Annotated in this window: 25 protein-coding genes, 1 tRNA gene and 1 pseudogene; 14 read left to right on the top strand and 13 right to left on the bottom strand. The window is 67.1% G+C overall.

Going from position 1 to position 23,856, the window contains the following annotated elements:
* Window position 1 precedes the first annotated feature (1 nt).
* The 3 genes from IJ15_RS0102225 to IJ15_RS0102215 all read right to left on the bottom strand — a co-directional run bounded on the left by IJ15_RS0102225 (window position 2) and on the right by IJ15_RS0102215 (window position 1,648).
* Window positions 2-448, bottom strand: a complete 447-nt coding sequence (locus tag IJ15_RS0102225; protein WP_031936712.1) for an SRPBCC family protein — start codon at window positions 446-448, stop codon at window positions 2-4.
* Window positions 449-512: 64 nt separating this feature from the next.
* Window positions 513-1,157, bottom strand: a complete 645-nt coding sequence (locus tag IJ15_RS0102220; RefSeq protein ID WP_031936711.1) for an LON peptidase substrate-binding domain-containing protein — start codon at window positions 1,155-1,157, stop codon at window positions 513-515.
* A 17-nt stretch (window positions 1,158-1,174) separates the two neighbouring features.
* A complete protein-coding gene (locus IJ15_RS0102215; protein WP_031936710.1) occupies window positions 1,175-1,648 on the bottom strand; it encodes a DUF309 domain-containing protein in 474 nt (157 codons plus the stop codon).
* A gap of 265 nt (window positions 1,649-1,913) precedes the next feature.
* Here IJ15_RS0102215 and IJ15_RS0102210 point away from each other — a divergent pair, with 265 nt between their 5' ends.
* On the top strand, window positions 1,914-2,813 hold the full coding sequence (locus IJ15_RS0102210) for a hypothetical protein (protein ID WP_156111991.1): 900 nt from the start codon (window positions 1,914-1,916) through the stop codon (window positions 2,811-2,813).
* Window positions 2,814-2,893: 80 nt separating this feature from the next.
* Here IJ15_RS0102210 and IJ15_RS0102205 read toward each other — a convergent pair.
* Window positions 2,894-2,967 (bottom strand) — tRNA-Met (locus IJ15_RS0102205).
* A 154-nt stretch (window positions 2,968-3,121) separates the two neighbouring features.
* Between IJ15_RS0102205 and IJ15_RS0102200 the strand changes: the two genes are divergently transcribed.
* Window positions 3,122-3,934 carry a mycofactocin-coupled SDR family oxidoreductase gene (locus IJ15_RS0102200; RefSeq protein WP_031936708.1) on the top strand — a complete coding sequence of 271 codons (813 nt, stop codon included), beginning with the start codon at window positions 3,122-3,124 and terminating at the stop codon, window positions 3,932-3,934.
* A gap of 21 nt (window positions 3,935-3,955) precedes the next feature.
* On the opposite strand, the gene hppD is transcribed toward IJ15_RS0102200, so the two are convergent.
* Window positions 3,956-5,131, bottom strand: coding sequence for a 4-hydroxyphenylpyruvate dioxygenase (gene hppD, locus IJ15_RS0102195; protein ID WP_031936707.1), 1,176 nt, complete (start codon window positions 5,129-5,131; stop codon window positions 3,956-3,958).
* 538 nt (window positions 5,132-5,669) lie between these two features.
* On the opposite strand from hppD, the gene IJ15_RS26890 reads away from it, so the two are divergent.
* From IJ15_RS26890 to IJ15_RS0102150, 6 genes are all read left to right on the top strand, one after another.
* On the top strand, window positions 5,670-5,801 hold the full coding sequence (locus IJ15_RS26890; RefSeq protein WP_269321464.1) for a hypothetical protein: 132 nt from the start codon (window positions 5,670-5,672) through the stop codon (window positions 5,799-5,801).
* Between the two features lie 61 nt (window positions 5,802-5,862).
* Window positions 5,863-6,000: a hypothetical protein gene (locus IJ15_RS25945; protein WP_156111990.1), complete on the top strand. Its 138-nt coding sequence runs from the start codon at window positions 5,863-5,865 to the stop codon at window positions 5,998-6,000.
* Window positions 6,001-6,690: 690 nt separating this feature from the next.
* Window positions 6,691-8,151, top strand: coding sequence for a wax ester/triacylglycerol synthase domain-containing protein (locus IJ15_RS0102165; protein WP_031936706.1), 1,461 nt, complete (start codon window positions 6,691-6,693; stop codon window positions 8,149-8,151).
* Window positions 8,152-8,250: 99 nt separating this feature from the next.
* Window positions 8,251-9,102 (top strand): universal stress protein, encoded by an 852-nt coding sequence (locus tag IJ15_RS0102160; protein ID WP_031936705.1) that lies wholly within the window; start codon window positions 8,251-8,253, stop codon window positions 9,100-9,102.
* Window positions 9,103-9,109: 7 nt separating this feature from the next.
* Window positions 9,110-9,625 carry an Lrp/AsnC family transcriptional regulator gene (locus IJ15_RS0102155; RefSeq protein ID WP_031936704.1) on the top strand — a complete coding sequence of 172 codons (516 nt, stop codon included), beginning with the start codon at window positions 9,110-9,112 and terminating at the stop codon, window positions 9,623-9,625.
* A 36-nt stretch (window positions 9,626-9,661) separates the two neighbouring features.
* Window positions 9,662-10,477: a polysaccharide deacetylase family protein gene (locus IJ15_RS0102150; protein WP_031936703.1), complete on the top strand. Its 816-nt coding sequence runs from the start codon at window positions 9,662-9,664 to the stop codon at window positions 10,475-10,477.
* Here the strand turns inward: IJ15_RS0102150 and IJ15_RS0102145 are convergent.
* Window positions 10,474-10,977: an SRPBCC family protein gene (locus IJ15_RS0102145; RefSeq protein ID WP_031936702.1), complete on the bottom strand. Its 504-nt coding sequence runs from the start codon at window positions 10,975-10,977 to the stop codon at window positions 10,474-10,476. The two genes, IJ15_RS0102150 and IJ15_RS0102145, sit on opposite strands and share 4 nt — an antisense overlap.
* A 111-nt stretch (window positions 10,978-11,088) precedes the next feature.
* Complete coding sequence (locus IJ15_RS0102140) at window positions 11,089-11,682, bottom strand: hypothetical protein (protein ID WP_031936701.1); 594 nt, start codon at window positions 11,680-11,682, stop codon at window positions 11,089-11,091.
* 57 nt (window positions 11,683-11,739) lie between these two features.
* On the opposite strand from IJ15_RS0102140, the gene IJ15_RS0102135 reads away from it, so the two are divergent.
* From IJ15_RS0102135 to IJ15_RS0102115, 5 genes are read left to right on the top strand one after another with little or no spacing between them, the layout of a single operon-like run.
* Entirely contained in the window at window positions 11,740-12,243 is a 504-nt protein-coding gene (locus IJ15_RS0102135) for a methylated-DNA--[protein]-cysteine S-methyltransferase (protein WP_081880537.1), read from the top strand.
* Window positions 12,244-12,289: 46 nt separating this feature from the next.
* Entirely contained in the window at window positions 12,290-12,799 is a 510-nt protein-coding gene (locus tag IJ15_RS0102130) for an RNA polymerase sigma factor (protein WP_031936699.1), read from the top strand.
* Window positions 12,796-13,395 (top strand): methylated-DNA--[protein]-cysteine S-methyltransferase, encoded by a 600-nt coding sequence (locus tag IJ15_RS0102125; protein ID WP_031936698.1) that lies wholly within the window; start codon window positions 12,796-12,798, stop codon window positions 13,393-13,395. Before IJ15_RS0102130 ends, IJ15_RS0102125 begins: the two co-directional genes overlap by 4 nt.
* A complete protein-coding gene (locus IJ15_RS0102120) occupies window positions 13,392-14,111 on the top strand; it encodes a 2OG-Fe(II) oxygenase (RefSeq protein ID WP_031936697.1) in 720 nt (239 codons plus the stop codon). The genes IJ15_RS0102125 and IJ15_RS0102120 overlap by 4 nt, the downstream gene beginning before the upstream one ends.
* A gap of 29 nt (window positions 14,112-14,140) precedes the next feature.
* Complete coding sequence (locus IJ15_RS0102115; RefSeq protein ID WP_031936696.1) at window positions 14,141-14,815, top strand: alpha-ketoglutarate-dependent dioxygenase AlkB family protein; 675 nt, start codon at window positions 14,141-14,143, stop codon at window positions 14,813-14,815.
* A gap of 61 nt (window positions 14,816-14,876) precedes the next feature.
* Here IJ15_RS0102115 and IJ15_RS0102110 read toward each other — a convergent pair whose 3' ends face one another.
* Genes IJ15_RS0102110 through IJ15_RS0102095 form a run of 4 tightly spaced genes read right to left on the bottom strand, consistent with a single transcriptional unit; the run spans window position 14,877 to window position 18,571 of the window.
* Window positions 14,877-15,458: a GTP-binding protein gene (locus IJ15_RS0102110; RefSeq protein ID WP_051918449.1), complete on the bottom strand. Its 582-nt coding sequence runs from the start codon at window positions 15,456-15,458 to the stop codon at window positions 14,877-14,879.
* 6 nt (window positions 15,459-15,464) lie between these two features.
* Window positions 15,465-15,854, bottom strand: a complete 390-nt coding sequence (locus IJ15_RS0102105; RefSeq protein ID WP_031936694.1) for a DUF742 domain-containing protein — start codon at window positions 15,852-15,854, stop codon at window positions 15,465-15,467.
* 6 nt (window positions 15,855-15,860) lie between these two features.
* Window positions 15,861-16,274 carry a roadblock/LC7 domain-containing protein gene (locus IJ15_RS0102100; protein WP_031936693.1) on the bottom strand — a complete coding sequence of 138 codons (414 nt, stop codon included), beginning with the start codon at window positions 16,272-16,274 and terminating at the stop codon, window positions 15,861-15,863.
* 2 nt (window positions 16,275-16,276) lie between these two features.
* On the bottom strand, window positions 16,277-18,571 hold the full coding sequence (locus IJ15_RS0102095; RefSeq protein ID WP_231569389.1) for a sensor histidine kinase: 2,295 nt from the start codon (window positions 18,569-18,571) through the stop codon (window positions 16,277-16,279).
* Between the two features lie 559 nt (window positions 18,572-19,130).
* On the opposite strand from IJ15_RS0102095, the gene IJ15_RS0102085 reads away from it, so the two are divergent.
* Window positions 19,131-19,988: a DNA-3-methyladenine glycosylase family protein gene (locus IJ15_RS0102085; RefSeq protein WP_031936691.1), complete on the top strand. Its 858-nt coding sequence runs from the start codon at window positions 19,131-19,133 to the stop codon at window positions 19,986-19,988.
* Window positions 19,989-20,083: 95 nt separating this feature from the next.
* Here IJ15_RS0102085 and IJ15_RS0102080 read toward each other — a convergent pair whose 3' ends face one another.
* Together IJ15_RS0102080 and IJ15_RS24810 are read right to left on the bottom strand one after the other, a co-directional pair.
* Window positions 20,084-21,604, bottom strand: coding sequence for a catalase (locus tag IJ15_RS0102080; protein ID WP_031936690.1), 1,521 nt, complete (start codon window positions 21,602-21,604; stop codon window positions 20,084-20,086).
* Between the two features lie 276 nt (window positions 21,605-21,880).
* Window positions 21,881-23,855: pseudogene (locus tag IJ15_RS24810) on the bottom strand (MMPL family transporter).
* Between the last annotated feature and the right edge of the window lies 1 nt (window position 23,856).

The following is a 23,856-nucleotide window of genomic DNA, read 5'->3' as shown; positions in this document are numbered from 1 at the left end:
GCTACCGTCCCAGCGCCTCGATCTGCCTGCGCAGGCTGGCCTCGGTCTGCCGGATCGCGGTGACGACGAACGGCTCGATCAGCTTGCCCATCGCCTTGCCGGCCAACCCGCCCGGTAGTTCGTAGCCGAAGTCGACGGACAGTTCGGTGCGGCGGTCGTCGACCGGGGTGAACCGCCAGATCGACCGGTTACCGAATCCCGAGACCGAGGACAGCGTGATGAGCCGGTCCTGCTCCCACTCGGTGACCTCGACCGTCGACTTCAGCGCCTTGAGACCGAGCTGCATCGTCGCGTCGTACGTCGCGCCCAGGCCCTGGTCGAGGCTGCCGATCGGGTCGAAGCGACTGACCCCGAACATCCAGTCGGGCACGTTCCGGTAGTCGTCGATGTGCGCGAAAGCGAGATCGACGGGAACGACCGCCACCGCCGTGTGTCGAACGTGGATCATGTTTGTTCTCCCTCCCCCTGGACTCCCGGGATCGGACGTTAGTACACCCCGGATGTGACCCCCGTCACCGGCGTCCCGAAAGTCGGAATTCGGCGATCTCCCGCGCGTTGTCGATCGCGTCCATCAGCGCCCGGTGCCGGTCGTCGGCGGACTCGGCGGCCAGCACCGCGAACTTGTCGGCCGCACCCATCGGCACCCACGACGCGAGCGCGTACAGGTGGTCGCCGGGCTGCTCCAGGACGTCGAACATGCGCGGCGGCGCCGGCGGCGGATCGTCGCGCAGTTCCCGGATGCGGGTGAGCAGGATGTACAGCTCGGTGATCTTGTCGGTGATGTGCTGCAGTTGCGTGTCCGGGACGCGGCCGGACGCGCCGACCGGCCACGGCTCGACCTCGGCGCTCGGATACGGGTCGTCACCGAGCCAGTGCCGCACCCGGATCCGCTCCTCGCCGACGCAGTCCAACGCCCAGCGGCCGTCGCCGATCCCGACGTGCGAGACGATCCGCACGGCGGTGCCGACGTCGTTGCGGACGTCGCCGCCGCCCACCTCGTGACCGCGGGCGATGAGCACGGTGCCGAACACGGGACCCTCGGTCGCGGTTAGGCAGTCGCGCACGAGCGCCTGGAAGCGGGGCTCGAACACGTGCAGCGGCAACCGTTCCCCGGGCAGCAGTGCGGCACCGAGGGGGAACATCGGCAGAACGGTCATTTGACCAGAATGGGCCATCAGGGCATCCGGAGACGGGGAACGGGCACCGTATCGGGTGGGGTGTCGCGGTCGAGTTCGACGATCAGATGGTCTGCCCACGCCACCAGTCCGGTGATGTCGAGGGCGTGCGGTGGGTTGTCCTCGAACGGGACGATGCGGTGCCGGCCCTGCCTCAGCAGCGAGACGGCCCCGGCCGGGTTGCCGCGCATCTGATGGGTCACCGCGACGGCCAGCTGGGCCAGACCCTGCCACAGCCCGCGCTCCTCGGCCGGCGCCTTCTTCCACGCCGCCTCGAGGACCTCGTGCGCGTGGAACGGCAGGTTGTGGTCGAGCAGGCGCTGCGCCTCGGTGATCGCCTCACCGGGATCCAGATCCAGATCGTCGGGCATCGTCGGAAACCCTTCCTCGCCCCACTCGAGCGGCCGGCCCAGCCGGTCCCGGGGCCGGGCGTTGCGGGGCTTGCCGAGGGTGTCCCGATCGCGGTCGGCCATACAAGCAATCTAGCGCCGATGGGGGTGTCGGCGGGAGGGGCAGTCCGCCGGCTGCCGCGCCCGAACTCGTCTCCGGCGCGCGCGATCGGGGGCGCGGGAGGTCAATCCGGGCGCGGGAGCGTTCTGGGCTGCCGTTCGGACAGCGCTCACCGCCGACGTCTCACACCTTTTGTCGGCCTCACACACTCATTCGGTGCGCATCTCGTGTGTGTTGCCCGGAAAACCTGTGTGAACGTGTCGCCAGGATGCGGCATGCTGCACGACCATGCCACCTGAAAGTGTCGAGCCGATCAGCGCTTCGTCACCCGAGACCGGGGCGGACGTGCTCGCGTGGGGAATGGTCGCCAATCTCAGCCGCGACGTGTTCATGCGCCAATACGATGACCGGAAGCGGCCGGGGACGCGACACTTCGTGCCCGGGACGAAGCTGTGGGTTCTTCCGAGCACGTGGGGCGACGGTGGCGACAACGTCTACGTCGTGGGGATGCGGCGGCAGACCAGGGGGCGCCAGTTGATCCGCATGGTGATGCCCAGCGCGCGTCTGGTGAACTTCCGCCTCGAGGCGATCTACAGCCCTGCGTTGCTGCGCACGATGACCGGGAGTTCGGTGCGCGGCGGAGACGCTGATCGCTGGCTCTTCGATTCGAGGGCGCATGCCGAACGCGTCGCTCGATCTTGGAAGTGGGGGACCACCAGGGTTGTTCATCTCGGGTTGCATCCCTGGTACGAGATGCACAACGCCGATGAGAAGTGCGAGTTCTGCGATGGACGTGACGCGTGCAAATCTGGAATCGGGGTCGACGCGAATCCGTACGAGCCCGACCCTCGGGAGGAGTTCGGAACCGTCGCCTGGTGGGGCTCACCGCACGGGTTCTGGGCCGCAGGCTGGCGGTCGGAGGCGCAGATCGGCGAATGGCAGGACGAGGGTGATCTGGCCGTCCGACTCATGGCGACGCGGCGTCGGCGCCTTCGCGACGACGCGCGCTATCTCGCGGCCAGCCTGCGCGGGCGCTCTGTCGAAGAGATCGAGGCAACCAACGTGTTGTATGCAAGGGCAGCGAAGTTCCGGTTCGTCCGAGGCGACTACCAGCCCCGAACCCTCGACGGCGTCGTGCACGCGTGGCTGGACGACAACGACGTCGTGGTCCGCACCCAGTTCGGGTGAATCCAGGGTCGTTGCAGTGGGCGAATCGCGGCAAAGCAAAAGACCCGGTATCGCTGCTGCGATACCGGGTCTTTCATTTGTAGCGGGGACAGGATTTGAACCTGCGACCTCTGGGTTATGAGCCCAGCGAGCTACCGAGCTGCTCCACCCCGCGTCGGTAATTTCAGACTACACGATGTTTCGGGGCCGATTTACCATCGAGGCGATCCGCGGCTGTGTTCCCGGTCACCGGAACGGCGCCCCGCGAGGTTGAGTCGCCGCCTTAATCTGCGGAGAGACTGCACGACGAGGGATCCGGAGGGATTCGTATGGCACTGCTCGAGAACAAGGTCGCCTTCATCACCGGCGCGGCACGCGGACAGGGGCGCAACCACGCGGTGCGCTTCGCACAGGAGGGTGCGGACATCATCGCGCTCGACATCTGCGCACCGGTCTCCGACGACGTCGGCTACCCGGCGGCCACGCCCGAGGATCTCGAGGAGACCGCCCGCCTGGTGCGTGCCGAGGGCCGCGAGATCGTCACCGCGATCGGCGACGTCCGCGACCAGGCCGCGCTGCAGGCCGCCGTCGACGCCGGTGTGGAGCGCTTCGGTCGCCTCGACATCGTGGTCGCGAACGCCGGCATCTCCACGTGGAACCGCTTCTGGGAGATGCCCGAGGAGCAGTGGACCACGATGGTCGACATCAACCTCAACGGTGTGTGGCGCACCCTCAAGGCCGCGGCACCCGCGATGATCGACGGCGGCCGCGGCGGCTCGATCATCGTGGTCAGCTCGGCGGCCGGCCTCAAGGCCAGCCCGGGCACGTCGAACTACACCTCCGCCAAGCACGGCCTGGTGGGTCTGACGAAGACCGCGGCGATCGAGTTGGGCGAGTTCGGCATTCGCGTCAACTCCATCCACCCGGGCGCGGTGGACACCCCGATGGGCCAGGACGCCAACGTCGGCAAGATCCTCTCCCAGTTCCCGCGCTACCTGGACAACTACAAGTGGCCGCTCGCGGGGCTGAGCAAGTGCAGCGTCGACGACATCTCCGAGGTGGTGCTGTATCTGGCCAGCGACCGGTCGCGCACCGTCACCGGTTCGCAGATGTCGCTGGATCTGGGCATCACGTCCATCTGACGCGTGTCGGGGGCGGCGCAGTCACAGGTTGCCGCGCCGCTCCTGCTCGCGTTCGATGGCGAGGAACAGGGCCTGGAAGTTGCCCTTGCCGAACCCGAGTGAGCCGTGCCGCTCGATGAGTTCGAAGAACACCGTCGGCCGGTCCCCGATCGGTTTGGTGAAGATCTGCAGTAGATAGCCGTCCTCGTCGCGGTCGACGAGGATGCCGCGGCGCTCGAGTTCCTCGATGGGGACGCGCACCTCGCCGATCCGGGCCCGCAGCGCCGGATCCTCGTAGTACGACGCCGGTGTCGGCAGGAACTCGACGCCCGCCGCCGACAGTCGGTCCACCGCGTCGAGGATGTCCGACGTCGCCAGCGCCAGGTGCTGCGATCCGGGGCCGCGATAGAACTCGAGGAACTCGTCGATCTGCGACCGCTTGCGGCCCACGGCCGGCTCGTTGAGCGGAATCTTGATGCGGTGGTTGCCGCTGGCGACCACCTTGCTCATCAGTGCCGAGTATTCGGTGGCGATGTCGTCGCCCACGAACTCCGCGAGATCGGTGAAGCCCATGACACGGTGGTAGAAGTCCACCCACTCGTTCATCCTGCCCAGTTCGACGTTGCCGACCACGTGGTCGAGCGCCTGGATCACCTGCGGCGCATCGCTCGGCGTGCCGGTGCGCGCGACGTACCCGGGCAGGTACGGGCCGGTGTAACGGGATCGGTCGACGAGGGTGTGCCGGGTCTCGCCGTAGGCGGCGATGCTCGCGGTGCGGACGGTGCCGTGCTCGTCGGCGACGTCGTGCGGTTCGACGAGGATCCGCGCGCCCTGGCTGCGCGCGTGCGCGATGCAGCGGTCGACGTCGGTGACCTCCAGTGCGACGTCGTGGACGCCGTCGCCGTGCCGGCGGTGATGGTCGTGCAGGGGGCTGGACGGGTCGACGCCGCCGGTGAGCACGAATCGGACGGCACCGCTGCGCAATACGAAGGCGCGGTGATCGCGGTTGCCGGTCTCGGGTCCCGAGTACGCCTCGAGCTCCATCCCGAACACCGCCCGGTAGTAGGCGGCGGCCTGCGTCGCGTTGCCCACCACCCAGACGATCGCGTCCCACCCGACCACCGGAAACGGATCAGCGGACGGATCGTGCTCGACGAGTCCGAGCAGTTGGCGCAGGGAAGCGTCGTCGAGATGGGTCAATGACTGGCCGACGGTCATGAGTGGACCTCCCGTGACGAGTACGGGTCGATCACACCGCGCCGACCTCGCAGGAGGCAACCTCGGCCGGATCGGCTGTCCGGACTGGGCAATCTGTGTCGGCGAATGCCGCGTTGAGTGTGCAGTTTGTACACCGATACTGCTGTATCGCTCTTCGAATCTGCACTGCAGCACATTCTTTCCGCAGTCGACCAACGGACTTACTGAACTCCAGTGCAAATTTGGGTCTGAAGTTGGCCGGCCAGGACTTCCGTGTCGGAGGATGGGCTTTGGCGGAGCCCTGACCTGCGGTTATGGCGCACTAATTGGACCGTTGGAATGTTTCGGTCAAAAGCCTCCCGATCCGGATCTGTCTGCGCTAGTTTCCATTCGATCACGACCGCTGAGGGAGCGCGAGAGGGCTGATCGGAGTCCCGTCGGATAAGGCTTCGCCGCGTTTGTGTGCTGCTCGATTTCGTAACCGTGTGGAAGGCGGTCGCAACTCTGTGCAGATGTTCCCAGAGTGGTTCCAACCCCGATCGAGAAGGTGGGATTTCGTATGAGTGTGATGTTTTTGGATGCGACCGCTGCGTTGCTGACCGGACTGCTGAACAGTACCTTTCACGGATCGTTCGTGCCCGGTGCCACCGGCATCCTGGGTTCGGTGGCCGAGGCCGCCAACATGAGCTGAATGCAGAAGAAGTACTGATCGGCGGCAATCGCTGCAACCTCTGGCATAAAAGGAGCGGATGATGGACCTGGGCTCAATTTCCGAGTTGCTCGGCACTGAAGGAATGATCGATTTCATCGCGAAATTCCTATCGGGCACCCTGATCGGAGGATCGGCGGCGTCGATCGACCTGACCTGGCCGATCCCGGGCCCCTTCTGACGCCTCCAGTCAGACTATTCGCAAGGAGTGAAGCACTGTGGGAAGTATTCTCGATCTCGTCACGAGCGTTGACCTCGGGTCCGTATCGGATATGCAGTACTGGGGGCCGTTCAACACGTTGAGCGATGTCCTGGGCAAGGCAGTCACCGCTGCGATTGCCGTGTGGCCCGTGGGTTCGTCAGCCGTAGCGGGAAGCCTCGACGGAACGCTCGGCGCTTTCGGCACGGCCCTCGCGTCCCTCGGCGGACAGTAACCAAGAAAGGGAAAGCATGTTCGATCATTCTCTCGCCTACAGTTCCGATCTCATAAAGTTCGGTTCGATCGATCTGGTGGTTGTGTTCGCCAAGTACCTGAACACACTTTCAACGATGAACGAGCTTCCCTACGTCTGACGAAAGGTATTGAGACGATGCTGCAGAGGTACATACAGACGATGATCCCGTGGGTCGCACAACTCTTCGGATTTGTCGGCATGGGAAGCAAGATGATCAACCCGCCGCCGGTGGAGTAATAGACGGTCGACTCGGAGCGAACATTGGGCGCATGGCGCCGCCGCGCTCCAGGGTAGAAACCGAGGATCTCACGTCCGGTAGCGGGCTCGGGGTCCTCGGTTTCGTGTTTGCCAATCGAACAGTATTTCCCTTGTCCCGGTGCGGTCAGGAATCGCAGGACTTCAAGGAGAGTGTGTGCATGAGTGTCGCCGACTGGTTCGCGGCGGGAACGCGTCGGATCCCGGCGCGGGATGCCGAATTCATCTACGGGGAGACTGACGGCAATCTGGCGCACTTCGTGGTCGTCTACGTCTTCGACACCACCCAGTACCTGAACGCGGAGTTCACCCGGGAGAGCGCGATCGAGTGGGTCCGGGCGCGACTCGGCCACCACCACATGTTCACGCACCGCATCCGGCGGGTGCCGCTGGGCCTGGACCATCCGCACTGGATTTCCGACCCCGACCTCGACCTGGGTGCCCACGTGCGCGTCACCGCGATCGACGAGCCCGGATGGGCGCCCCTCGAGGCGCCATTATCCGAGTTGCTGTGCACGCGTATGGATCTCACCCGACCGCCGTGGGAACTGCACTTCTTCACCGGTGTCAGTGGGATCGTCGATCAGCCCGGTCGTCTCACTGCGGTCGCGCTCAAGGCTCACCACAGCATCGGCGACGGACTGGGGGTGCTGCAGATGGTGGAGAAGGTCTTCTCGGATCAGACGGCCACACCGGCCGCCGCCCGCCTGGCGCGGTTCCTCTGGGCGCGACTACTCGTCCAATCGCTGTGGGGCATTCCGCGTCAGCTGATCCAGTTCGCCAAGGATGTGCCCGGCAACCGTGCCGCCGCGCGAGCCGTGGGTGATGCCGAGCGGTCCGGTGAGTGGCCGGCGAGGATCGCACAGCCTGGCATTCGATTCAACGGCAAGGTGAGCGGGTCCGGCACCATGGTGCCGATCACCCTGCCCACGGAATCACTGCGCCGCATCAGAGAAGCTGTTCCCGGAGCAACCGTGAACGACGCCCTGCTCGCCGTCGTGGGAAATGCGCTCGCGCGCTACCTTACCGAGAAAGGCGAGCGGCACCGGGGCTCGCTCGTCGCGATGGTGCCCCGATCCGTGCGGAAAGTGGAGAAGTGGGAGTCGGCAAACCAGTTGGCGATCATGAACGTCGACACGCACACCGACATCGAGGACCCGCTCGAGCGGGTCGCGCGCATCGCCGAATCGTCGAAGTCCGAGAAGGCACGCACCTCGAATACCGCGGTTCGCCGGGCCGCAATTGCGATGGAGACCGCGCCGGCGCCGCTGATGCGGCTGTTCATGTACACGGGCAGTAGCGCCGCCAACCATGACCCCGAGCGGCTCCGCTATTGGCACACCATGATCAGCAACGTGGCTTTCGGGGTCGAGAGCCTCACGCTGAACGGTGCGCCGGCCGTGGCTGTGTTCGGTGGACAGCCGCCGGTGGACGGCGACGGGCTGCGTCACTTCCTGGCGGCCGCCGCCGGTGGAGACCTGACACTGACGGTGATGGCCGATCGCGCGATGATGCCCGACACCGACAGATACATCGAGTTGATCCGAGCGAGTCTCACGGAGTTCGAGAAGGTGGCCACGGGTCGGACGAATCGGGGTCCGTCGGACGAAATCGCCTCCTGAACGCCCCCGCCCCACCATTCCAAGCTCATGCCGCCGGTCGGGTTTCGCCGCTAGTCTGATACCGAACGAGCGCACCACGCGACCCGATCGGAGTGGACGATGTCACCAGCGAACGAGACCAGGCCGGTGATCGTCGGCGTCGACGGATCCGACGCCGCGATCCATGCCGTCAAATGGGCGGCCGTCGAGGCACACGCCCGCAAGGTGCCGCTGAAACTGGTGCACGTCATCGACACCGAAAACGACTTCCCGTTCGTCGCCGACGACCTCGAGGAAGAAGAGGCCGCCGGACGTGAGGCCCTCAAAGCCGCGCGTGAGGCCGCCACCATCGAGGACTACACCATCGACATCGAGGTGGAACTGCTTCGCGGCCGGGTCAATCGGGCGTTCGTCGACCTCTCGGAGAAGGCCAGCCTGCTGGTGGTCGGCTCGGTGGGGGCCGGTTTCTTCGAACGGATGGTCCTCGGCTCCACTGCCCTCTCACTCGCGCATCACGCCAAGTGCACGGTCGCTGTGGTGCGCGGCGCCGACGGCAGCCCGATCCCGCCCACCTCCGGTCCCGTCGTCGCCGGCGTCGACCATTCCGACAGCGCCGACATCGTCGTCGGAACCGCGATGCAGGAGGCGTCGATCCGGCACACCGAGATGACGGCCGTGCACGCGCGCCGGCGTCGCGGCACCAAGGAAGCCGACGAGGAGGCCCGCGGCCGGATCGAACGATTGATCGCGACCCTGGGCGCCAAGTTCCCGTCGGTTCAGGTCGAGACCGTGATCGCGGAGGCCGGCCCCACTAAGCACCTCGTCGCGCTCAGCGCCACCGCCCGTTCGATGGTCGTCGGCAGCCGGGGTCGTGGTGGTTTCGAGAGCGCGCTCCTCGGTTCAACATCCCAATCGCTGCTGTACCACGCGCAGTGCCCGGTGATCGTCGCCCGCTCCCGCGTCACCCCGTGACATCGCCATGGATCGGGGCGGGCACCGGCTCGACGAGCTCGACGTCGACCTGATCACGCGCCTGCGCGGCGATCCCCGGATCGGGATCCTCGAACTGTCCCGCCGCGCCGGGGTCGCCCGTGCGACGGTCCAGGCCCGGCTGCGGCGGCTCGAGGAAGCCGGGATCGTCACCGGATACGGGCCCGAGATCGATTTGCGCACAGCCGGATACCCGGTCCAGGCGTTCGTCACGCTGGAGATCGCGCAGGGCTCACTCGGACAGCTCACTCGGGAACTCGAGGAGTATCCCGAGGTGGTCCAGGCGTGGGCCACCACCGGCGTCGGCGACGTCCTGTGCCGGGTCGCGGCCGCATCGCACGACGACCTGCAGGCGCTGCTGATCGCACTGCACCACTCGTCGACGGTGGCCCGGTCGGTGTCGGTGGTGGTGCTGTCGGAGATCGTGCAGTTCCGAACCTTGCCGTTGCTCACGAAATCCGTTCGCGCGCAAGATCACGACAACGTCACCGAGCGGCGTGGCTGACCGGAGCCCGACAGCGCCGTCTCTACGCTTCGCCGCGTGGACAGACGAGGATTCCTCACCGTGTTGGCGGCCGGCGCGGCATCGCTGACGACCGGCTGCACCATCGCGCACGGCGAGGAGATCGCGGTGCCTCCGTCGTCGACCCCACCCGTGCCATCCACGACGACACCACCGCCGCCCCTGCTGCCGGGTCCGCCGCCGTCGTCCGCGCGGATCGCACTGCCGCCGGGTGTCGTGAGCGCCATTCCCGGCCCGGGCAGCAACATCGCCCTCACCGTGGACGACGGCACCAGCCCCGACGTCGTCGGCGCCTACATCCAGTTCGCGAAGGACACCGGTGCCCGGTTCACATTCTTCGTCACCGCCGTCTACGACTCGTGGACCATCCACCGGGACGCGCTGCGGCCGCTGGTGGAGAGCGGCCAGATCCAACTCGGCAGCCACACCTGGGATCACCCCGACCTGACCAAACTGTCGACCGGGGCGGCCGCGTCACAGTTCCAGCGCACCAAGACGTTCCTGCACAACACCTTCGGCGTCGACGGCACCCCGTACTACCGTCCGCCGTTCGGGTACCGCGACGCCACCGTCGACCGGATCGCCGCCGACCACGGCTACACCGTGCCGACGCTGTGGCACGGTTCGCTGTCGGACTCGGGGATCGTCACCGAGCAGTACCTGCTCGAGTGCGCGCGCAAGTACTTCGTCGCGCAGTCGATCGTGATCGGGCACGCCAACCACCTGCCGGTCACCCGGGTGTACGGCCAACTGGTCGACATCATCCGGGAACGGAACCTGTCGATGGTCACGCTCGACGACGTGTTCCTCCGCCGCAGCGTGGCGACCGCCTAGGCGAGATCGTCGGCCAACCCGCGGTAGTACCCGCTCTGCGCCGGGAAATAGTCGTCGAACTCGGGCAGTGGCGTGCCGTCGCGCGCCGCGGCGAGCATGTCCAGGTAGTACTCCCACCCGGGACCCACCTCGCTGACCGTGTCGACGGGGATGCCGAGATGCGTGAGGATCAGCTCGGTGGTTCCGTCGGCTTCACGCAGATCGGCGGACAGCCGCCACGCCCCGCCCGGATCGGTCACCGACAGCGCGAGGCGCCGCGGCGGATCGCACGCGTCGATGCGCATCTCGCTCCACGGGGTGTCCTCCTCGAACGCCAACTGCACGCGGATCGTCTTGCCGGCGCCCGGTTCTCCCTCCCAGGGGCCGAACCATCCTGCAGTGCGATCGGATTCGGTGAGCGACGCCCAGATGTCGGCGATCGGAGCGTCGAACGTGCGGGTGATGCTCAGGTCGACGCCGTCGGGCGTGCGGACGAGCGTGCCTCGCGGTTGCGGATCCATCTGGCTCTTCCTTCCCTTCCCATCGAAGCGTCGAACGGGAGTTCACGGCACTGTGCCGGGCCCGGAGCGTGCACTGAATTCCCGTTCAGGGGTTCCGGGCGGGAGCGCCGATCATTCGCCCTCTCCCAGTTTGTCCTCCCCACGCCGCCGGAAGAAGCCGAATCCGGGAACTCCGATGATCGCTTGTCGTACGTCCTTGACCACCTCGAGCAGTTCGTGGATCTCGGGGGAGACGGTGTCGAGGGTCGCGAGGATCGGCATCAGCGCGGTCAGGCGCGCGGTCATCTCGGGCAGCTGGTCGAACAGTGCGACCGCGGCGTGCACCTCGTCCTCGCTGATCTCGTCGACGAACCGGGTCGCCAGCGGCGCCGCGTCCAGGGCGAGGGGCCGGTAGATCGCGAGCAGCTCGTCGGCGACGGCGGCCGAACGGGCCGCGGATCCGACGACCACCTCGGTCTCGGACGCGACCACCGCGGTGCGGTCGACCAGGGTCGCGCACGCCGCGATCACGGCGTCCGCCGCGGCCACCGCGCGAGCGGCGCCGTCGACCACGCCCGACACCTGCCGCACCAGGCCGTCGGCCTCGTCGAGCAGCGCCGACACCCGGGCGGGGAGGCCGACGACGAACGTGGCCGTGTCGACCGACCACTGGGCCACGTTCTGCACGGTCGAGACGAGTTGGAGCGGATTGGGGAGAAGCGGCATCCTGCAATCCTGCCCGAGGTTCGTGGACTGTCGGTGGTTGCTGGGAGGATCGGAGCCGTGGATGCCGAACACACCGTCGTCGATTCGCCCGTGGGGCCGTTGACGCTGGTCCGCAACTCCGAGGGCCTGTGCGGGCTGTACATGCACCTGCAGCGGCACCTGCCCGAGCGCGAGCGGTTCGGCCCACGCACCGACACCGGCTTCGACGACGTGATCGCGCAACTCACCGAATACTTCGCCGGGGAGCGCACCGAGTTCACGGTGCCGCTGGCGCCGCGGGGCACCGAGTTCCAGCAGCGGGTGTGGGCGGCACTGCGCACCATCCCGTACGGGCAGACGTGGACGTACCTGCAGCTCGCGGAACATCTCGGCAATGTCGCCGCGATACGCGCGGTGGCGGCCGCGAACGGGCGGAACCCGATCGGCATCATCGTGCCGTGCCACCGAGTGGTCGGCAGCGACGGCTCGCTCACCGGATACGCCGGCGGGCTCGAGCGCAAGCAGTTCCTGCTCGACCTGGAGAGCCCGGCGTCCGTGGGAATCCAGGATGGACTGTTCTGACGCGGATCGAACCTCACGTTCCGGCGACCCGGAGCGTCTACAGGGTGTGGCACTGAAACCGTTCGAGAAGATCGTCACCGAGCACGGGCCGGTGGTGCTGCGGGTGTGCCGGGCACTGCTCGGGCCCGTCGACGCCGAGGACGCCTGGTCCGAGACCTTCCTTTCCGCGCTGCGCGCCTACCCGGACCTTGCGCCGGGCGCCAACGTCGAGGCGTGGTTGGTGACCATCGCGCACCGCAAGGCCGTCGACGTCCATCGGACAAGACAGCGGGTTCCCGTCCCCACCGACGAGCTGCCGGACCGGGCCACCGCGACGGGGCTACCCGGCTCGTGGAATCACGAACTGTGGGACGCGCTCGCGGACCTGCCGTTCACCCAGCGCGCCGCGGTGGTCTACCACCACCTGGCCGGCCTGCCGTACGCGGAGGTCGCCGGAATCCTCGGCAACAGCACCGCCGCCGCCCGCCGGGCCGCGTCCGACGGCGTCGCCCGGCTGCGACGGACCTACCCGGCCGCCGACACCGAACCGCTCGCACAGGAAGGAGTCGCACGATGAGCGCCCTGACGTTCCCCGATGCACACGACGGCGCCGCCGCCGACGCACTGAGTGCCCTGCACGCCCGTCTGACGGCCGCCGCCGACCGCGACGGCCTGCTCGACCTCGCCTACCGCACCGTCGACACCCCCGTCGGACGGCTGATGCTCGCCGCCACCGACATCGGCCTGGTCCGCGTCGCCTACCCGCGCGAGGACCACGACGCCGTGCTGGCGATGCTGGCCCAGCAGGTGAGCCCGCGCATCCTCGAGGCCCCGGGACGGCTCGACGCCGCCGCCCGGCAACTCGACGAGTACTTCGCGCACCGGCGCACCCACTTCGATGTCCCACTGGACCTGCGGCTGTCGAGCGGCTTCCGGCGCACCGTCCTCACCCGCCTGCCCGACATCGCCTACGGCAGCACCGCCAGTTACGCGCAGGTCGCCGAGGCCGCCGGCAGCCCCCGCGCCGTCCGCGCGGTCGGCTCCGCATGCGCCACCAACCCGCTGCCGCTGTTCGTGCCGTGCCACCGGGTGGTCCGCAGCGACGGCAGCATGGGCCAGTACGCGGGCGGCGTCGAGACCAAACGCGCGCTGCTGACGTTGGAGGCGGCATGAGCGCCGCGCCGCTGACCGACCGCGTCGACGCCGTCGACTGGGCTCCGCTACTCGACGAGCTCGACACGTCCGGCGGCGCTCAGAGTGCCCGGCCACTGCTCACGCGGGACGAATGCCGGGAGCTGGCGGACCTGTACGACGACGCCGGCCGGTTCCGGTCCACCGTCGACATGGCGCGGCACCGCTACGGGGCAGGGCAGTACCGGTACTTCGACTACCCGCTGCCCGCGCCCATCGCCGAGATGCGATCGATGTTCTACGTGAAACTGCTGCCCGTGGCCCGCGAGTGGGCGTGGCGGCTCGGCCGGCCAGCGCCGTGGCCGGACACCCTCGACGAGTGGCTCGAGATGTGTCACGCCGCCGGGCAGCGCCGGCCCACCCCGCTGCTGCTGCGCTACGGACCGGACGACTGGAACGCGCTGCACCGGGACCTGTACGGAGAGTTGGTGTTTCCCCTGCAGGTGGTGATTGGGCTCGGCCAACCGGGTGTCGATTTCGAGGGCGGCGAGTTCCTGCTCGTGGAGCAACGCGCCCGCGCGCAGTCCCGCGGCACCGCCACCGTGCTGCGGCAGGGGCATGCGTTCGTGTTCACCACCAGTGACCGGCCGGTGCAGTCGGTGCGCGGCTGGTCCGCGGCGCCGATGCGGCACGGTGTCAGCACCGTGCGCAGCGGCCTCCGCCGCACCCTCGGCCTCGTCCTGCACGACGCGGAGTGAGCCGGTTGCAACAGAAGGGAAGTGGGTAGATGTCGGCACTGCTGCCCCGCCCGCGTCGGACCGTCGCCGACGGCGCCGTGCTGGTCCCGGACTGGCTCGACCTCGGCGAGCAACGCCGACTGGTGGAGGCGTGCCGCGAGTGGGCGCGCGGACCGGTGCCGATGCGCGCCGCCCGACTGCCCACCGGGCATGCAATGTCGGTGCAGACCGTCTGCCTCGGCTGGCACTGGCAGCCCTACCGCTACAGCCGGATCGCCGACGATGCCGGCGGCGGACGGGTGCTGCCGGTCCCGGACTGGTTGTCGCAGTTGGGGAAACGGGCCGTCACCGATGCCTACGACGCGGCTGCGGGTGCCGCCTACGAGCCGGACGCCGCGCTGATCAACTTCTACGACGACACCGCCCGCATGGGCATGCACCGCGATCAGGAGGAGAGGACGGATGCGCCGGTGGTGTCGCTGAGTATCGGCGACACCTGCACCTTCCGCTTCGGCAACCCCGACACCCGGACCAAGCCGTACACCGATGTGGAACTGCAGTCGGGGGACCTGTTCGTATTCGGCGGTCCGTCCCGCTTCGCGTACCACGGTGTGCCGAAGGTGTTTCCGGGCACCGCCGATCCCGTCTGCGGACTGGCGTCCGGCCGGCTCAACATCACGCTGCGGGTCACCGGTCTGGAGGACAACGGACGGACGACGGGCTGACGAACCCGATCGTCACGTCCGGCACTGCCCCGCTTCGGTTGACTCGTCGGGTCGAGTGGGTTCAGGCCACCGAGGTGCTGGCCTGGAAAATCAGGTGCTCGACGAGCGTGATCAGTACGGACTTGCACGATTCGCGGTCGCGCGCGTCGCACAGCACGATGGGGGTCGTGGCGTCGAGGTCGAGTGCCTCGCGAACCTCGTCAATCGTGTAGGCCTGGGAACTGTCGAAGCAGTTCACCGCGACCGTGAACAAGACTCCGCGCCGTTCGAAGTAGTCGATGGCAGCGAACGAGTTCTCCAGCCGGCGGGTATCGGCGAGAACGACGGCGCCGAGAGCTCCACGCACCAGTTCGTCCCAAAGGAACCAGAATCGGTCCTGTCCAGGCGTGCCGAACAGGTACAGCACGAGGCTTTCATCGATGGTGATACGACCGAAGTCCAGGGCCACCGTGGTCGTGGTCTTACCTTCCACGCCCGACAAATCGTCGATACCGGTGGACAATTCGGAGATTGTCTCCTCGGTGCGCAGTGGCGCGATCTCGCTCACGGAGGACACCATCGTGGTCTTACCGACTCCGAAGCCGCCGGCTACGAGGATCTTGACCGAAGCAGCCAGGTCGGCTGAGGACGCATTGTCATGCATGGTTGTCTACAGCTTTCGGATTCCATCGAGCACTGCTTGCAGAATGTTCACGTCGCCGATCCCGGCGATGTCGTTGTAGGAGTCAGCGCTGGCGGGAGCACGGAAGTTCAGTACTCCCTCGGCGATGAGATCACCGACCAGGATCTTGGTCACCGCGAGTGGCAGATTCAGGTGCGCAGAGACTTCGGCCACCGACTGCGCGAGACGGCACAGCTGAATGATCTCCGCGTACTCCGATTCGATGTGCCGCAGTCGCGGAGTGGGGGACACGGTCACCACGAGCGTGAGCATGTCGAGATCGTGTCCCCCACCCATCGTGCGACCCCGCGTGACGGTGTATGGGCGGACCAGAGGCCCGGCCGCATCGTCGAACAACGGTTGACCAATACCTGTCACGGCAATCTATGCTCCACGCTCTGTCGCGCTGTGGCGAGGATCGGTGGACAGATAGCGACCTACACGCTGCACGGTCATGTTCATTTCGTACGCGACCATGCCCAGGTTCGCGGTGTCGTTGGCCTGCAATGCAATACATGCATTGCGTCCGGCCGCCGTCACGAACAGCACCGCCTGCTCGAGTTCGATGACGGCTTGGCGAACACCGCCGCCTTGAAAGCGATGTCCCGCGCTGCGTGCCAGCCCGTACAGAGTCGCCGACATGGCGCCGAAGTGCTCGGCGTCCTCACGGCTCATGGTCGTGGATCGACCCAGCAGCAGTCCGTCGGTGGAAAGCACGACCGCGTAGCGCACCCCGGCGAGACGATTGACCAGATCGTCGAGAAGCCAGTTCAGATCGCCTGAGTTGGAAGTCGTCACGTTCACCGTCCATCACCTTTCATTTCGTCCCAGATTGGATACTCGGGCGAGGGCGCCGAGTGCCGAGCCTGCTGGGTACCGTACGTGATGGCGGACAACAGATCTCGCGCCTGCTCAGCCGATCGCTGCGGCTGCTGCGCTTCCGTTTCGGGCTCGGGTCGAGGATCGTACGCCAACTCCGGTGCCAGACTGGCCTGCCGGCGACGGCGGGGAAGGCTCCGACGACCGTCACCGCCGTTGTCGGACAACGGCTGCGGGGTGAGGGGCGCCGGTTCGGCAGCCTGGGCCGGCGCTTCGTGCCACGCGGTCGTCGCGGAGTAGTTCGTGTGCTCGGACTGCGGCGCGCTGTCGACGCGGTCGAGGTGCGCCCACGCCCGCTCCGGGGCGCCCGGCTGCTCCGACTGCTCGACGGCGGGCGCCGAGATGGGGGGTGCCAGTGTTGCAACACCGACTGCAGCCGAGGTTGATTCGGCAGAGTCGAGGGCCGGCAGCCCGCCGGCAGCCCGCACCTCCGGCCGGTGGTCGGCGAACCGATCCGGCACATCGCTGACCGCAGGCGTCGGATCGGGGGCGACGACCGAGTTCGGCACCAGCACGATGGCGCGAATGCCGCCGTACTCGGATTCGCTCAGCTGCACACTGATTCCGTGTCGCATCCCCAGTTGCGAAACGATGAACAAGCCCAGGCGCGACGTCTCCGAGAGTGTCTCGACACCGAAATCCGGTGGATTGCGCAGCATCTCGTTGACGCGGGCGAGTTCCTCCGCGGGCATTCCCATGCCCTGATCGCTGATCTCGATCACGACACCCTTGCCGACCACGTTGCCGCTCACTTCGACACGTGACTGCGGGGGAGAGAACGCCGTCGCGTTGTCGAGCAGTTCTGCGAGAAGGTGGATGAGGTCGGCGACCACGTTGCCGACGATGAACACCTGAGGCATGCGGCGGTTGTGCACCCGCGTGTAGTCGAGGCTCTCGCCGATCGCGCTACGCACCAGATCGACCAGGGGCACCGGAGTCCGCCACTGGCGGCCGGGCTGGCCGCCACCGAGGATGACGAGGTTCTCGGCGTTGCGGCGTTCGCGGGTCGCCAGGTGGTCGAGTCGGAAGAACGCCTCCAGCATGGCGGGATCCTCCTGGTTTCGCTCCGCCTCGTCGAGGACCTCGAGTTGCCGGTGCACCACCATCTGGCTTCGGTGGGCGATGTTGAGGAACACCGCGCGCACACCCTCGCGGGTACGGGCCTCGGTGACCGCGGCAGACACGGCGGCCGTGTGTGCGCGGTTGAAAGCATTCGCCACCGAGCCGATCTCGTCGTTGCCGAAATCGAGGTGCGCAGCTTGGGGATCGACCTGCTCGCCCGCGGCCAGCTTGCGCATGGTCTCGGGCAGCTCGACCTCTGCCAGGTCCAGCGTTTCGTTGCGCAGGCGCTTGAGCCGCCCGATCAACCGGTTGGCCAGCCACAGCGACAGCAGGAAGGCTACGAGCGCGATCCCGAGCACACCCGCACCCGCCCACAGTGAGTTGGTCGCCGTGCGCTTGCCGTCGGCGGCAGCGATCTCGTTCGCACGGTCGTTCAGCTCGCTCCATGCGTCGATCACCGGTGCAGACATCTGTTCCTGCGCGGCATTCCACTCGGCGAAGGTCATCGGCGGTGACGGGACGTCACCGTACTTGTCCGGCTTCGGCGGGTTGATGAGGTAGTCCTCCATCGCGGCCACCTGCTGCCAGCCGGGCGATTCGAGTGCCGCCCGGATCTTCGCAGCGGCCGGATCCGCGCCCAGGTCGGCGACGAGCTGCGGAAGTGCGATCCGATAGGACCCGACCAGGTTTCGGTAGTCGCTGCTCAGCGGACCGTCGCCCAGCCGTCCGTTCAGCTCTGCAGCGGTGAGCGCGGCGGACCGTGACATTCCCTCCATCGCGTAGAGGGTGCGCACAGCATTGAGAAGCGTGACGCCGACCTCGGCGGTGGGCGCGTTGGAGGTGATGAGGTTGCTGCCGAGCGCAACCGCATCGAGAATGCGGTTGTAGATGGCGAATGTGTCCTCGATCGACATTCGTCCCGCGTCGATCTGACCGCGAATCTGAGGCAGGCTGGCGCTCAGGGTGTCGAACCCACCCGTGTCGGTACCCATGGCGCCCTTCGACAGGGTCTCCAACTTTGGTGAGTAGCGAGCCAACTCCGCGAATGCGGTATCGAGTTTGTTCCGAGTCGCTTCGAGCGCGGCCGGATCGCCCTGTTCACCGGCCAACTGCCACAGCGACAGCATCCGCTCTTGTTCAACCCAGGCAACCACATCGCGAGCATGACTCACAGCTTCTTGGTTCGCTGCCGCCCATTGCTCGGAATGCTGTCCCTCACGAATCAGGTAACTCGCCGTTCCTACACCAATTCCGAGCAACGCCAGGCTAGGCACCAATGCGATGGCCAGGATCCGTGCTCGGATGCCGAGGCGCACTTTCAACATCGGGGCAATATAGCTGACTGAATTTCAGATGTATACCTCGGTCTCACAGTCGCGATTCTCTCTCGATCCGGTCGGCCCCTTGGGGTTTGGACATCAACTTCGTGTTGCGCCGGCGCTGCGTGCGTCGGACAGGCCGGCGGTGATCGCCATGCTGTCCTGAAGCAGTTCATTCGCGGAGACGGCTGAATTGTCGATCACGAAGTGTGCGATCGACGCCTTCCATGTTTCGGTGGCCGAACGCCACTGGCGGAGGCGGGGGCAGCGCATTAGTCTAGCTTTCTGTGCGAGATGTGGAGTGAAATTGACGATTCTGGTGTGAAAGAGCATCAGACGCGTCGTAGTTCTCGCGCACTTCTTTGCGTCCCCGATCGGCGAGGCGGTGAAAACGGTGACGCGACGTCTTCCGTTCCGTCCACCTTTCACGACGGCGCCCATGCGCGGCGCCCTCGCCGCGCACGCGGTGGACGGGCTCGAACGCCACGACGCCGAGACCGGGACACACACACGAGTGGTCCCCGCGCCGCACGGGCCGGCGGTGGTGAGCGTCCGGTTCGACGGCCCCGACCACGTCGCCGCCACGATCCACGCGGCGCACCCCGACGACGTCTCGCACGTCGAACTGGCGGTCCGCCGCTGGCTCGATCTCGACGCCGATCCCGACACCGTCGACGCGGCCCTCTCCGCTCACGCGCTGCTCGCGCCGCACGTCGCCGCCCGGCCCGGACTGCGGGTGCTCGGCTCCGTCGACGGCTTCGAGACCTCGGTGCTCACCGTGCTGGGTCAGCAGGTATCGCTCTCGGCAGCAAGAACATTCGGATCCCGCCTCGTGGCGGCGTTCGGCACCCCGACCGGCCTCGACGGGTTCGTCGCCTTCCCGGCACCCGACGAACTGGCAGAGCTCGACCCGCTCGTCATCCGGAAGGCCGTCGGACTCACGGGCGCCCGGGCACGTACCGTGCAGGCGCTCGCCGCCGCCGCGGCCGACGGACTCGAGCTTCATCCGGGCGTCGATCCGCACGAGTTCCGCGCCCGCCTGCTCGCGCTGCCCGGCATCGGGCCGTGGACCGTCGACTACCTGTCCGTGCGCGTCCTCGGTGACCGTGACGCCTACCCGTCCGGCGATCTGGTGCTGCGGCGGGCGCTGGGGGTGAAGACGCCGCGCGAGGCCGCCGCGGCATCGGAGCCGTGGCGGCCGTGGCGGGCCTACGCCCTGTTCCACCTGTGGACGAGCCAGGCGTTCCTGTGACCGTCACGATCGATGGCGTCCGAACCGGTGGTCCGGTAGCGCCGACAGCGTGACGTAGGACTACTCGAGTAGTTCGGGTTCCGGCGCTCGGACACTCAAGCCTTCGCCTGGGCCGACGACCGCGCGGGATTCGACTGCCCCGCGGCCTTAGGATCCTTCTCACCCTGCTTCGCGCGGACACCGTCCTCGACGCGGTCGCCGAGCGTCTTGTCGACGTTGCGCCAGTAGTCGAATGCCCGCACCAGGACCGGTTCGGTCACCCCGTTGAGCAGATGGCCGACGATGTTCGATACCAGCCGCTCGCGGGCGGCGTCGTCGAGCACGTCGCGGACCATCGTGCCGGCCTGACTCCAGTCGTCGTCGTCCTTGCGGAGCGTGTACGCCTGGTGCACCATCTCGCCGTCCGCGTACCAGCCCGGGGATTCGCCGGAGACGGAGATGTCGGCGTGCGGTCCGCCCTTGGAGTTCGGCACGTACACCGGGTCACCCGGATTGTGGTGCCGCATGTGCCCGTCCTTGGTGTACGAGCCCAGCGGCGCCGCGTGCGGCGAATTGACCGGCAGTTCCTTGTAATTGGAGCCGATCCGGTACCGGTGCGCGTCCGGGTACGAGAACCAGCGGCCCAGCAGCATCTTGTCGGGGCTGGGCCCGGTGCCCGGCACGGAACTGCTGGGTTCGAATGCCGCCTGTTCGATCTCGCAGTGATAGTCCGCCGGGTTGCGGTCGAGCTTCATCGTCCCGACGTCGATCAGCGGGTAGTCGGCGTGCGGCCACACCTTCGTCAGATCGAACGGATTGAACCGATAGGTCTTGGCCTCCTCGTACGGCATGATCTGCATCTTCAACGTCCACGTGGGGTAGTCGCCGCCGTCGATGTGTTCCCACAGGTCACGCATGTGATAGTCGGTGTCGATGGCGGCCATCTGGTCGCCCTCGTCCTGTGTGAAGAACTCGATGCCCTGGTCGGTCTTGAAGTGGTACTTCACCCAGAATCGTTCGCCCTCGGCATTGACCCACATGTAGGTGTGGCTCGAATAGCCGTTCATGTGCCGCCACGAGCGCGGGATGCCGCGGTCGCCCATCAGCCACGTCACCTGGTGCGCCGATTCGGGGGACAGCGTCCAGAAGTCCCACTGCATGTCGTGATCGCGCAGGTTGGTGTCGGCCCGCCGCTTCTGCGAGCGGATGAAGTCCTGGAACTTCATCGGATCCCGCATGAAGAACACCGGGGTGTTGTTGCCGACCATGTCGAAATTGCCCTGCTCGGTGTAGAACTTGAGCGCGAATCCGCGCGGATCGCGCCACGTGTCCGGGCTGCCCCGCTCGCCCGCGACGGTGGAGAACCGGGCGAGCATCTCCGTCTTCTTACCGGGCTGGAACAGATCGGCCTTGGTGTAGGCGCTCACATCGTTCGTGACCTCGAAGGTGCCGAATGCACCGGCGCCCTTGGCATGTGGCTGCCTTTCCGGCACCCGCTCACGATTGAACTGGGCCATCTTCTCGATCAGGTAGTAGTCCTGGAGCAGGATCGGCCCGTCGGGTCCGACGGTCAGCGAATGCTCGTCGCTGGGCACCGGGATTCCGGAGTCGTCGGTGGTGTAGTTCGGATCGGACATCTCATTCCTTCCCTACGAGTCACGGTGACGTGCAGTAGAGGCTGCAGTACTGACGATGCCTTGAAATTGCCTGGGCTGCACGGCATCGCCGGTGGAGGGGCTCCCGGTGAGGCGGAGCGCGCAGAAGGGCTGGTGCGGTGTCGTGGATTGGCCACCGCACTCCCGCGCGGCGCGTACCGAGCGCGCCTTCCATCAATTACCACCCGACCACTTCCGCGCCGATCCGTCAACCGATGCGCAAATGTGGCCGGCGTGCCGACGCCGGCCACGAACCGCTCAGTCCTCGGCCCGCGCCAGCCTCGACGGCCACCAGATCGGCTTGCCGATGTCGTGCGACAGTGCCGGGACCAGCACGCTGCGGACGATGATCGTGTCGAGCAGGACACCGAATGCGACGGCGAAGCCCACCTCGGCGAGGAACACCAGTGGCAGCACGCCGAGGACCGCGAAGGTACCGGCCAGCACCACGCCCGCCGAGGTGATGACGCCGCCGGTGACGGCCAGTCCGCGCAGCACCCCCGAGCGGGTGCCGTGCTTGCGGGTCTCCTCGCGGACGCGGGTCATGAGGAAGATGTTGTAGTCGATGCCGAGGGCGACGAGGAACACGAACGCGAACAACGGGAACGACTGGTCTGCTCCGGCAAAGTGGAAGACGTGGGTGAAGAAGAATCCGCACACCCCGAGGGTCGCCGCGAAGCTCAGTACCACCGTCCCGATGAGGATGAGTGGTGTCAGCAGTGCCCGCAGCAGCACCGCCAGCACGATGAAGATCACCACCAGCACGATCGGGATGATCAGGTTCCGGTCGTGCACCGACGCGGTCTGCACGTCGAGAGTCGCGGCGGAACTGCCGCCGACCAGAGCGTCGGCGCCGGGTACCGCGTGCAGCGTGTCGCGCAGGCGTTCGACGGTCCGCAGCGCCTCGGGCGAATCGTACGAATCGGCGAGTGCCACATTGACAACGGTCCGCCCGTCGATCGGTACGACGTTCAACAGCGACGGTGGGCACCCCGGCGGCAGTTGCTGTGCGACGGTGCCCCCCGAGTTCTGCAGCAGTGCCTTGACCTTCCCGAGGTCGACCTGCACACACACCGATCCCGGACCCTGGCGCACTCCCTCGACCCCTTCGGCGGCCGCGATGACCGAGCCGACGGCCGACGCATTCGTCGTGACCACCGCCGGAGCGCCGGCGCCCTGATCGAAGTTGGCGTCGTACAGCGCCTGTCCCCGGACGGCGTCGGGTTCGTTGGTGAAGTTCTCGGTGGCAGTGAGACCGTCGGTCTGCAGGCTGCCGATGCCGACCGCGAACAGCGCCGCCAGGAGAGCCGCGGCGCCGATCCACGCGGTCCGGTCGCGACGCCCCACGACGTCGGCGATCCTGCCCCACAGTCCGTGTGTAGCAAGGTCTGTCGCACCATCGGTCTTCGGCTTCCGCGGCCAGAACACCCACCGCCCCACCGCCGACAGTGTGACCGGCAGGAAGGTCATCATCACCAGATACGTGCACGCGATGCCGATGGCCGCGACCGGGCCCAGGCTCTTGTTCGAGTTCAGTTGGGAGAAGCCGAGACACAGCAGACCGAGAATGACGGTCACCGCCGACGCCGTGATCGCGGGCGCGGACTCGCGCCAAGCCTTGATCATCGCGTCGAACCGGTTGTCGTGGAAGTGCAGTTCCTCCCGGTAGCGCGCAATCAGCAGCAGGGCGTAGTCGGTGCCGGCACCGATCACGAGAACGAACAGGATGCCCTGACTCTGGCCGGTGAGGGGGGTGCTGCGCGGCCGCGATGACGTCCTGCTCGGCGGCGGCCAGGTCGTTGCCCTGGACGGCCGTCCCGTCCTGTTTGGCGATCAACGGTACGAACACCGATGCGGTGGTGCCGTCGGTGGAGATCTGGGTGGGCGTCACGCCGTCCCCGTCGACGCCCTCGACCGACGCCATCGAGATCCGCGCCTGCTCGATCGCGGTCCGGTCGGCGTCCGTCAGCCCACCGTCCCGGTGGAACACCACCGCGCCCGGAATGGTCTCCACGTTCAGGAATTTCGCGCTCTCGTTCGCGACGATCGTCGACTCCGCCGAGCCCGGCAGGTAGGAGGCGTTGTCGTTCTTCTGGACCTCGGCGAGCTTGCCCTGGAACGACCCACCCAACCCGCCCAGGAAGAACGCGACGATCGCAATCGCGACGACGGTGAAGACCGGCCAGCCGCGACGCGACGCCGTGCCGGGTGGGGTGCCACCGGAGGACTCCACT

This window comes from Prescottella defluvii (genome assembly GCF_000738775.1).
Classification (GTDB): Bacteria; Actinomycetota; Actinomycetes; order Mycobacteriales; family Mycobacteriaceae; genus Prescottella; species Prescottella defluvii.
Note: the sequence above shows the minus strand (reverse complement) of the source record. Positions and strands in the feature narration are given on the sequence as shown.

Coding starts and splice junctions, on each gene's coding strand:
- IJ15_RS0102080 (WP_031936690.1), bottom strand. CDS start 21,604: ATGTCCGATCCGAACTACACCACCGACGACTCCGGAATCCCGGTGCCC.
- IJ15_RS0102210 (WP_156111991.1), top strand. CDS start 1,914: ATGCCACCTGAAAGTGTCGAGCCGATCAGCGCTTCGTCACCCGAGACC.
- hppD (WP_031936707.1), bottom strand. CDS start 5,131: ATGACCGTCGGCCAGTCATTGACCCATCTCGACGACGCTTCCCTGCGC.
- IJ15_RS0102110 (WP_051918449.1), bottom strand. CDS start 15,458: ATGCATGACAATGCGTCCTCAGCCGACCTGGCTGCTTCGGTCAAGATC.
- IJ15_RS0102120 (WP_031936697.1), top strand. CDS start 13,392: ATGAGCGCCGCGCCGCTGACCGACCGCGTCGACGCCGTCGACTGGGCT.
- IJ15_RS0102215 (WP_031936710.1), bottom strand. CDS start 1,648: ATGGCCGACCGCGATCGGGACACCCTCGGCAAGCCCCGCAACGCCCGG.
- IJ15_RS0102125 (WP_031936698.1), top strand. CDS start 12,796: ATGAGCGCCCTGACGTTCCCCGATGCACACGACGGCGCCGCCGCCGAC.
- IJ15_RS0102200 (WP_031936708.1), top strand. CDS start 3,122: ATGGCACTGCTCGAGAACAAGGTCGCCTTCATCACCGGCGCGGCACGC.
- IJ15_RS0102145 (WP_031936702.1), bottom strand. CDS start 10,977: ATGGATCCGCAACCGCGAGGCACGCTCGTCCGCACGCCCGACGGCGTC.
- IJ15_RS0102140 (WP_031936701.1), bottom strand. CDS start 11,682: ATGCCGCTTCTCCCCAATCCGCTCCAACTCGTCTCGACCGTGCAGAAC.
- IJ15_RS0102165 (WP_031936706.1), top strand. CDS start 6,691: ATGAGTGTCGCCGACTGGTTCGCGGCGGGAACGCGTCGGATCCCGGCG.
- IJ15_RS0102155 (WP_031936704.1), top strand. CDS start 9,110: ATGGATCGGGGCGGGCACCGGCTCGACGAGCTCGACGTCGACCTGATC.
- IJ15_RS0102115 (WP_031936696.1), top strand. CDS start 14,141: ATGTCGGCACTGCTGCCCCGCCCGCGTCGGACCGTCGCCGACGGCGCC.
- IJ15_RS0102225 (WP_031936712.1), bottom strand. CDS start 448: ATGATCCACGTTCGACACACGGCGGTGGCGGTCGTTCCCGTCGATCTC.
- IJ15_RS0102160 (WP_031936705.1), top strand. CDS start 8,251: ATGTCACCAGCGAACGAGACCAGGCCGGTGATCGTCGGCGTCGACGGA.
- IJ15_RS26890 (WP_269321464.1), top strand. CDS start 5,670: ATGAGTGTGATGTTTTTGGATGCGACCGCTGCGTTGCTGACCGGACTG.
- IJ15_RS0102220 (WP_031936711.1), bottom strand. CDS start 1,157: ATGACCGTTCTGCCGATGTTCCCCCTCGGTGCCGCACTGCTGCCCGGG.
- IJ15_RS25945 (WP_156111990.1), top strand. CDS start 5,863: ATGGACCTGGGCTCAATTTCCGAGTTGCTCGGCACTGAAGGAATGATC.